The organism is Crenalkalicoccus roseus, from assembly GCF_004761865.1.
GTDB lineage: Bacteria > Pseudomonadota > Alphaproteobacteria > Acetobacterales > Acetobacteraceae > Crenalkalicoccus > Crenalkalicoccus roseus.
Map to the genome: position 1 here is coordinate 1 of NZ_SJDM01000075.1, position 7,917 is coordinate 7,917.

At 73.6% G+C, this 7,917-nt stretch carries 12 protein-coding genes and 1 pseudogene; 11 read left to right on the forward strand and 2 right to left on the reverse strand.

Going from position 1 to position 7,917, the window contains the following annotated elements; translation table 11 throughout:
* The 4 genes from ET526_RS20425 to ET526_RS20435 all read left to right on the forward strand — a co-directional run.
* Positions 1-447, forward strand: a 447-nt coding sequence (locus ET526_RS20425; protein ID WP_408869780.1) for a DUF6441 family protein, incomplete at its 5' end; no start/stop codon positions are given.
* A complete protein-coding gene (locus tag ET526_RS22475; RefSeq protein ID WP_275668659.1) occupies positions 444-572 on the forward strand; it encodes a hypothetical protein in 129 nt (42 codons plus the stop codon). The genes ET526_RS20425 and ET526_RS22475, both read left to right, overlap by 4 nt.
* Positions 569-1,015, forward strand: coding sequence for a hypothetical protein (locus ET526_RS20430; protein WP_135470814.1), 447 nt, complete (start codon positions 569-571; stop codon positions 1,013-1,015). The genes ET526_RS22475 and ET526_RS20430 overlap by 4 nt, the downstream gene beginning before the upstream one ends.
* Before the next feature lie 31 nt (positions 1,016-1,046).
* Positions 1,047-2,003 carry a phage tail tube protein gene (locus ET526_RS20435; protein WP_135470816.1) on the forward strand — a complete coding sequence of 319 codons (957 nt, stop codon included), beginning with the start codon at positions 1,047-1,049 and terminating at the stop codon, positions 2,001-2,003.
* Positions 2,004-2,011: 8 nt separating this feature from the next.
* Here the strand turns inward: ET526_RS20435 and ET526_RS20440 are convergent, their stop codons facing one another.
* A complete protein-coding gene (locus tag ET526_RS20440) occupies positions 2,012-2,335 on the reverse strand; it encodes a type II toxin-antitoxin system RelE/ParE family toxin (RefSeq protein ID WP_192898740.1) in 324 nt (107 codons plus the stop codon).
* A gap of 2 nt (positions 2,336-2,337) precedes the next feature.
* Positions 2,338-2,610: a ribbon-helix-helix domain-containing protein gene (locus ET526_RS20445; RefSeq protein WP_158295653.1), complete on the reverse strand. Its 273-nt coding sequence runs from the start codon at positions 2,608-2,610 to the stop codon at positions 2,338-2,340.
* Between the two features lie 76 nt (positions 2,611-2,686).
* On the opposite strand from ET526_RS20445, the gene ET526_RS20450 reads away from it, so the two are divergent.
* From ET526_RS20450 to ET526_RS20480, 7 genes and pseudogenes are all read left to right on the forward strand, one after another.
* Positions 2,687-3,064, forward strand: coding sequence for a hypothetical protein (locus tag ET526_RS20450; protein ID WP_135470821.1), 378 nt, complete (start codon positions 2,687-2,689; stop codon positions 3,062-3,064).
* 152 nt (positions 3,065-3,216) lie between these two features.
* Positions 3,217-3,399: a hypothetical protein gene (locus ET526_RS20455; RefSeq protein ID WP_135470823.1), complete on the forward strand. Its 183-nt coding sequence runs from the start codon at positions 3,217-3,219 to the stop codon at positions 3,397-3,399.
* Positions 3,389-5,476 (forward strand): phage tail tape measure protein, encoded by a 2,088-nt coding sequence (locus ET526_RS22480; protein WP_135470825.1) that lies wholly within the window; start codon positions 3,389-3,391, stop codon positions 5,474-5,476. Before ET526_RS20455 ends, ET526_RS22480 begins: the two co-directional genes overlap by 11 nt.
* Positions 5,477-5,488: 12 nt before the next feature.
* Positions 5,489-6,175 carry a hypothetical protein gene (locus ET526_RS20465; RefSeq protein WP_135470827.1) on the forward strand — a complete coding sequence of 229 codons (687 nt, stop codon included), beginning with the start codon at positions 5,489-5,491 and terminating at the stop codon, positions 6,173-6,175.
* A complete protein-coding gene (locus tag ET526_RS20470) occupies positions 6,172-6,753 on the forward strand; it encodes a hypothetical protein (RefSeq protein WP_240048512.1) in 582 nt (193 codons plus the stop codon). Before ET526_RS20465 ends, ET526_RS20470 begins: the two co-directional genes overlap by 4 nt.
* Positions 6,753-7,103 (forward strand): DUF6950 family protein, encoded by a 351-nt coding sequence (locus tag ET526_RS20475; RefSeq protein ID WP_135470829.1) that lies wholly within the window; start codon positions 6,753-6,755, stop codon positions 7,101-7,103. Before ET526_RS20470 ends, ET526_RS20475 begins: the two co-directional genes overlap by 1 nt.
* Positions 7,103-7,917: pseudogene (locus tag ET526_RS20480) on the forward strand (phage tail protein); the annotation flags it as partial. The gene ET526_RS20475 and the pseudogene ET526_RS20480, both read left to right, overlap by 1 nt.

Consider the following 7,917-nt stretch of genomic DNA (forward strand, 5'->3'; position numbering starts at 1 on the left):
CGCGGGGCTACCATCCGGCCGAAGGGCGGCCGGAAATTCCTCGCCATCCCGACCGGCTTCAATCGGCAGGGCGGGCGGCGCGGCGCCAAGGCACGTGTCACCCCGGCACAGATGGTCGCCTCCGGGCAGGGGTTTCTCCGCCCGTTCAAGTCGGGTCGGGGCTTCGTCTGGTGCCTGCCGGTGCGGCAGGGCCAGCGCACGGGCCGCGGCCGTGCGCCGCTGGTCGCGGGCGGCATCGCCGCGGTAGCGACCGCCCGGCGCAAGGGGGCGGCGGCGTGGCAGCAATCGCTGCTCGCCCAGGGCTTCGTGCCGATGTTCCTGCTGCTGCCGCAGGTGGCGCTTTCCAAGCGGCTCGACGTGCACGGCGCGGCCGAGCGCGCGCTGCGCCGGCTGCCGCGGCGCTTTGTCGCCGCCTGGGAGCGCGAGAGCGGGAGGACAGCCGCATGAGCCGACGCGCGAGCCTCTTCTTGATCGCAAGCCTCGCCGTGCTGGGTTGGGTCAGCGTCGGCTTGGGCCTGGCGCTCACCTGGGTCGCGGGCCGCTTCGTCGCACAACTGCTGGGCTGGGCATGAGTGCGCGCGAGGCCGCCATCACGGCGCTGCATGGCCGGTTGCAGACCATGCTGGCCGCGCGGAATCCGGCGCCCGTGGTGCTGCGCGGCGAGACCATCCCGCAGAGGCTGCCGGCCGGCGGACTGGTCGTGATCCGCGACGGCGAGACAGTGGAGGAAACGCCGATCCTCTCGCCGCTCGCCTGGGCCATCGAGCACCGGGCGGAAGTGGACGTCACCGTCGCCGGCGCGACGCCGGGCGCCCGTGCCGCCCTGCTCGACGCGTTGCTGATGGATATCGCGTCCGGCATCACCGCCGACCGCACCCTCGGCGGCGCGGTCGAATGGGCGCAGCCCGGCACGCCGGATTTCGAGGATGTGGAATTCGAAGGCGCCGCCGCCGCCCGTGCCGCGCGCGTGCCCGTGGCGCTGTTCTTCACCGTGGCCGGCTCGCCGCTGGCCTGACCCTTGCCGTCCCTGATCCCGGAGACCTCCGATGCCCCGTGCCATCGGCGCGAATTGCCGCGTCCACACCTTCCCCGAGACGGTCTACGGGACCGCGCCCGGCGGCAACTGGCGCCGGCTGCCCTTCCTCTCCATCGACCTCGGCGCCGAGCAGCCGCTGCTCGACAACGACATCATCGGCGTGGGGGCGAACCGCGATCCCGCGGCACCCTTCCTCGACACCGTGACTGTCCGCGGCCAGGCGGTGGTGCCGGTCGACCTCGTGAACATTGGCCACTGGCTGCGCCTGCTGCTCGGTGCGCCGACGACGACCGGCACCTCGCCGAACTTCATCCACACCTTCGCATCCGGCGCGGCGGCGCTGCCGTCGAACAGCATCGAGATCGCCTATCCGGACGTGCCGAGCTTTGATGTCTGCGCCGGGGTGCGGGCCGACACGCTCGAGCTCGACTTTTCGCCGACTGGCCCCGCGACGGCGACCCTCGGCCTGATCGGCCAGGGCTCGGTCCGCACTGGCGCGAGCGGCGCCGGCACGCCCACCAGCCACGCGCTGACGCTGTTCAACAAGGCGCAGGGGAGCATCAGCCGCAACGCCGCCGCCCTGGCGCAGGTTACCGGCGCACGGCTCACCTATGCGAACGGGATGGAACTGGTCCGCACCATCCGCGCCGACCGGCGCGTGGAGGGCGTGGATCCGGGCGTGACGCGCGCCACCGGGCAGATCACCGTGCGCTTCGAGAACACCACCCTGCTGACCCAGGCGCAGGACGGCACCGCGGCGGAATTCGCGCTGGCCTACACGATCAACGGCAATCGCAGCCTCACCTTCACGCTGCACGAGGTCTACCTGGCGCTCGCCAAGACGCCGATCGAGGGGCCGGCGGGGGTGGAGGCGACCTTCGACTTCCGCGCGGCGTTCAACGCCACCGCGACGCGGATGATGACGGCCGTGCTCAGAAACGACCAGGCAGGGACGGTCTATGCATGATCCTGCGCTCAGCCCATCCGGCTCAGGACTTCAGGAAGGTCCATCGCGCCATGGACGATCCGCAGGATCACCGGCCGATCCTGCGGCCGCGTCTCATAGACGATGACATCGCGAAACCGCGGCAGAGGAACGAACCGGATGGGCAGCGGGGCCAGGTCCTCGCGAACGGTGCCACTCTGCGGGTGGCGCGCGATGCGTTCGGCCGCGTCGAGCACCGCATCCCGCATGGCCCGCGCTGCAGCCGGCTGTTCCCGCGCGATCCAGCGAACGGCCTGCGTGAGCTCTCGTTGCGCCAGCGGCGTGAGCCGCGCCCGTGGCGCCGATCTCTCCAAGGTCAGTGGCCGCTGCGCGCGGCGAGCTTCGCCTCCGCCTCGGCGATGATGGCATCGAGCTCCGCCGCCACCTCGTCGATCTCGACGTAACCCTGCTCCTCGCCCTCCTGGCGGGCATCATCGAGGGAACGCAGGAAGGCTTCCCGCTGTTCCTCGTGCGTCTTGAGCAGCTTGAGCGCCGCGTCGATGACATCCCGCGGCCCGTTGTAGCGGCCTGTCGCCATCGCCGATTGAGCGATGGCCTCCTGTTCCTCGGTCAGACGAACGACCGTCATCGCAATCTCCTCGGCCCAAGCAATCCTGGCGAACGCTCGGGCGCGGACCCGTTTTTCTCTCGGAGACCATCTTAGCATGCTCACCCTCTACCTTCCCACCGAGCCGTACTGGCTCGACCTGCCGCGCGGCGTGCGCGTGGAGATCCGCCCCGTCACCACCGCCGTCATGGCCGCTGCCCAGGCCGCGGCGCAGCGTCGCCTGGCGGCGCTGCGCGAGGTGGACGCCGAGCTCGACCCGGACCTCGCCCGCGGCCTCGCCTTCGCCTTTCTCGCCAAGGCGCTGGCCCGTCACGCCGTCACCGCCTGGGAGGGCGTCGGCGATGCCGCCGGCAAGCCACTGCCGCTCTCGCCGGAAGCCGTCGAGCGGCTGATGGACCTCGACGAGATGGCGAGCGCCTTCTGGGAGCGCGCCCTGCTGCCGATCCGGACCGTGGCCGCGGAGGGAAACGGCTGAGGCTCCGCGCCGCCTGGCACTTCGGCGCGGGGCCGGACTACTGCCGCGGCTGCGCCGCCCTGGGGCGCGACTGTGGCCAGGCCTGCCCCTATGCCACGCACGCCCCCGCCAGCGCCGAGGGCGCCGCCCTGTGGGCCGCGGGCACCGCCTGCGTGCGCGCCGACATGGCGGGCGTGGACCTCGATGTGGCCGGCGCCGTTGCCCTGGCGCGCGAGATGGGCGTCTCGGGCTGGGCCGCCGCGGACCTGTTGACCGCGCTGCGTCTCGGCCTCGTGGCCGGCCTCGCTGCGCGCACCGCCCCCACTGACACCGGAGGCTCGCCCCATGGCGGATAGCACCCGCCGCGTCTCGGTCCGCCTCTCGCTGGACGACGCCGCCCAGGTCAAGACCGGCCTGCGCGAGGTCGGCGAGACCGGCCAGCGCGAGATGCAGCGCATCACCCGCAGCGCCGAGTTGGCCTCCCGCTCGCTCTCCCTGCTCGGGCCCGTGCTCGCCGGCCTCTCCATCGGCGGCGTTGCTGCCATGGTACGCTCCGCGGTGGACGCCGTCGGCGGCCTCGGCGAGTTGGCCGACGCTGCCGGCGTCTCCACCGACGCGCTGCAGGCCTTCGGCTATGCCGCCACCCAGGTCGGGCTCTCCAACGAGGAGCTGCAGCGCAGCCTCCAGGCGCTGACCCGACGCATCGCCGATGCGGCCACCGGCGAGCAGGCCGCCCAGCAGGCCTTCACGCGCCTCGGCATCGCCTTCCGCGACGCCTCGGGCAACGCGCGCGCGACCGAGGCCGTCATGGCCGAGCTCGCCGACCGCATCGCCGGCCTGCAGGACCCCGCGGAGCGCACCGCCGCCGCCACCGCCGTCTTCGGCGACCGGCTCGGCCAGCGGATGATCCCCTTCCTGCTGCAGGGCCGGGACGGGCTGGAACGCCTCACCGCCGAGGCGCTGCGCTTTGGCGCCATTGCTGACGCCGACCTCATCGCCAAGGCCGACGAGGCGTCCGACAAGATCGCCGCCCTGGAGCGCGCCTTCTCGTCGCTCGCGCGCAACCTCCTGGCGCAGGTCGCCCCCGCCCTGTCCAGGGTGGCCGACGCCATCAACCGCGTCATGACCGGCGCGAGCCTGGCCGAGCGCCGCGCTAGCCTGGAGGGAAATCGCGACGCACTGCAGCGCCGCCTCGCGGAGCTCGAGGCCGAGGAGGCCGGCCAGGCGGCGCTCTCCTCCCAGCCCCGCCGCGGCACCATCCAGCGCGGGGCGGTGGGCGTGGCCCGCGAGCAGGCCGGCGTCACCCGCAGCGGCCTGATCGCGGAGATCCGCCAGCAGCTCGACGAGGTGCAGCGCGAGATCGCCACCCTCGAGGCCGAGGCCCGCACCGCCGAGGAGCGCGCCCGCCAGATCCTCAACCCGGACAGCCGCGCCGGCGGCGGCAACGCGGCCGCACTCCGCCGCCAGCGCGCCGCCGAGGACATCGCGCGCCTGCAGGAGAACCTGGACGCCCGCCTGCGCATCGAGCGCGAGTTCCAGGCCCGCCTCACCCGCATCCGGGAGGCCGAGCAGGCCGGCGCGATCGACGCCGCCGAGGGCCAGCGCCTCGCCGCCGCCGCCACCCGCGAACGCGACGAGGCCCTGCAGCGCCTCACCGCCAGCCAGCGGGGTGCGACCGCCAGCACCCGCGAGAACCGCGACGCCGAGCGCGAGCTGAACGAGGTGCTGCGCGAACGCGAGCGCCTGATCCAGCAGAACGAGACCGCCTATGAGCGCTACCAGCGGCGCGTCGAGACGCTGGGCCGCCTGGTGGAGCGGTCCGAGCGGGTCGGCCGCCCGTTGCCCGACGAGACCATCCGGCGTGAGGCCACCGCCGCGCTGGAGGAGCTGGAGCGCGCCGAACGCCGCGTCGCGGAGGGGGCGGAGCGGGCCAGGGATGTGGGGCGCGAGCTGGGGCTGACCTTCTCCTCCGCCTTCGAGGACGCGATCATCCGCGGCCGCCGCTTCTCCGAGGTGCTGCAGGGCATCGGCCAGGACATCGCCCGCATCATTGCCCGGCGCACCATCACCGAGCCGCTGGGCAATGCCGTGTCCTCGGCGCTGTCGGGCTTTTCCTTCGATGGCATCGGCTCGTGGCTGGGTGGCCTGTTCCGGGCCGAAGGCGGGCCGGTCGCGGCAGGCCAGCCCTACATCGTCGGCGAGCGCGGGCCGGAGTGGTTCGTCCCGCGCCAGTCGGGGACGGTGCTGCCGAACGGCACCCTCCCGGGCGGCACCACCATCAAAACCTCCATCGCGATCGACGCCCGCGGCGCCGACGCCGGCGTCGAGGCGCGGCTGCGGCTGCTCGCCGGGCAGATCGCCCGCCAGGCCTCGGCGATGACGCTGGATGCGATCCGCCGCGGCGGCGCGGCCTACGACACCGTGAGGGGTTAGGAGGGGGCGCGGATGACGGAATACGCCTGGCCGGCCGAGCTGCGCCCCTCGCGGCAGGTCTTCTACCTCCAGCACAACACGCTGCGCTTCGTCTCGCCGGTCACCCGGCAGGCGCAGGTGCTGCGGCGCGAGGGTGCGCGCTGGGTGGCGGAGCTCACCTTCGACCCGCTCAACGCCCGCCTCGCCGGCGTGCTGGAGGGGCTGCTCGCCGCGCTGGCCGGCTCGGTGAACACGGTCCGCATCTGGGACTGGCGGCGGGAGTACCGCACCGGCGATCCCAGGAGCCAGGGCGACGTGCCGAGCGGGCCGTTCTCCTTCGACGACGCGACGATCTTCACCGACGGGACGGGGATGGTGGTGGGCTCGGGGAACCCGGCCTTCGCGGCGGGGGCACCCAGGGGCGCGCTCTCCGTCGCCACCCAGGGCTGGTACCCGAACGCCGTCGCGGTCGGGGCCGGGGACTACCTCGGCATCGCCGGTCGCCTCTACATCGCAACGGAGCGCGTCGTGGCCTCCGGCACCGGCACGGCCGCCATCCCGATCGCCCCGCCGCTGCGCGCCGCGGCGCCGCTCGGTGCGCCGCTGGTGCTGACCAACGCCACCGTGCCGATGCGCCTCGTCTCCGATGACGAGGGCGCCAACCCCACCCGGCCCGGCCGCTTCACCGCCATCACCTGCCGCTTCGAGGAGGCGTTGTGACCGAGCCTGCCATCCGCGCCACCCCGCGCCTCACCCTGCAGGCCGCCGCCGCGGCCACGGCGCCGGTGATCGCGCCCGTCGTGCTCTGCGAACTCGACTTCGCCACCGGCCCCTTCCGGGTCTGGACGGGCCTCGGCGACATCTCCTGGGCCGGGCTGATCTTCTCTGGCATCGGCGACCTCGGCGCCATGTCGGAGGTGGAGGAGACGGTCGAGCTCCGCGCTGTGCGCCTGACCCTCACGCTGTCCCCCGTCCCGCAGGAGGTGATCGACATCGCGCTCGCCGAGCGGAGCTTCCGGCTGCGCCCCGCCCGGCTCTGGCTGGCGCTGCTGGATGCGGGGGGTGCCTTCGTCGCCGACCCGTTCCCGCTCTGGGCGGGGCTGATGGACACCATGGAGGTGGTGGACGGGCCGGAGCCGCGGGTCGCGCTAGCCTGCGAAAGCCGCCTCGTCGACCTCGAGCGCGCCGAGGTGCGGCGCTACACGGATCCCGACCAGCAGGCCGAGTACCCGGGCGACCGCTTCTTCGAGTACGTCCCCGCCCTGCAGGAGGCGGAGATCCGCCTGCCGGCGCGGTAATGCGGCACCCGGACTGGGCGGCGCGGCTGGGAGCCCTGCTCCTGGCGGCGGAGGCGCGCGCCTTCGACGCGCGGCACTGGAACTGCGCGCTCTTCGCCCTGGCCGCCGTCGAGGCGGTGACGGGGCAGCGCCCCCGCGTGCGGGTGCTGCCCTCCCTCATCGCCTCTGCGGACAGCGCCGGCTTCGCGCGCCTCCCGCCGCTGCTGGCCAGGATGGGCGACGTGGCGCTCGCCCCCGATCCCGACCGCCTCGGGGTGGTGCTCGACGCCGGCCGCGTCGCCTTCGTCGGACCGTACGGCCTGCTCCGCGCGCCCATCACTCTCTGCACCCACGCCTGGAGGATCGGATAGTGCCCGCTGCCGTCCCTCTCATCGCCGTCGTCGCCGGCGCGGTGGGCTCGGCCGCGGTCGGCGGCGGCATCATCGGCGCCATCGTCGGCGCCGGCGCGGCCATCGGCGTCTCGCTCATCGGCGGCGCCATCTTCCCACAGAAGAAGCCCCGGCCGCCCTCTTTCTCGGGCGGCTCCACCGCCCAGGAGGCGCAGCAGCGTACCCAGTCCTTCCGCCAGCCCATCGCCGAGCACCAGATCGTCCTCGGCCGCGCCAAGATGTCGGGACCGATCGTCTTCCTGCACAGCAGCACCGACGACGAGGGCCGCGCCGACGGCTTCTTCCACATGGTCGTCGTGCTCGCCAGCCACCGCGTCCGCGCCATCGGCGAGGTGTTCCTCGGCGACAAGCCGGAGAGCGACGCCGCCTTCGCAGGCTTGGTGCGGGTCGACCGCCACCTCGGCCACGCCGACCAGGCGGCGAACCCCAACCTGATCGCCGAGACCGGCGGCAAGTGGAGCGAGCACCACCGTGGGCGCGGCCGGGCCTATCTGGCGCTGCGGCTGAAGCTCCGCCCCGAGGCCTTCCCCTCCGGCCCGCCGAATGTGGCGGCGATCGTCGAAGGCGCGGACACCATCCTCGACCCGCGGACGGGCGCGATCGGCTGGTCCGACAACCCGGCGCTCTGCCTCGCCTGGTACCTGACCGCCCCTTTCGGCTGGAAAGCCGCCTGGGATGACATCGACCTGCCCTCCCTGATCGCCGCCGCCAACATCTGCGACGAGATCGTCGGGCGCCGCGACGGCACCGCCGAGCGCCGCTACACCGTCAACGG

Coding starts and splice junctions, on each gene's coding strand:
- ET526_RS20450 (WP_135470821.1), top strand. CDS start 2,687: ATGCTCACCCTCTACCTTCCCACCGAGCCGTACTGGCTCGACCTGCCG.
- ET526_RS20475 (WP_135470829.1), top strand. CDS start 6,753: ATGCGGCACCCGGACTGGGCGGCGCGGCTGGGAGCCCTGCTCCTGGCG.
- ET526_RS20465 (WP_135470827.1), top strand. CDS start 5,489: ATGACGGAATACGCCTGGCCGGCCGAGCTGCGCCCCTCGCGGCAGGTC.
- ET526_RS20445 (WP_158295653.1), bottom strand. CDS start 2,610: ATGACGGTCGTTCGTCTGACCGAGGAACAGGAGGCCATCGCTCAATCG.
- ET526_RS20430 (WP_135470814.1), top strand. CDS start 569: ATGAGTGCGCGCGAGGCCGCCATCACGGCGCTGCATGGCCGGTTGCAG.
- ET526_RS22475 (WP_275668659.1), top strand. CDS start 444: ATGAGCCGACGCGCGAGCCTCTTCTTGATCGCAAGCCTCGCCGTGCTG.
- ET526_RS20435 (WP_135470816.1), top strand. CDS start 1,047: ATGCCCCGTGCCATCGGCGCGAATTGCCGCGTCCACACCTTCCCCGAG.
- ET526_RS22480 (WP_135470825.1), top strand. CDS start 3,389: ATGGCGGATAGCACCCGCCGCGTCTCGGTCCGCCTCTCGCTGGACGAC.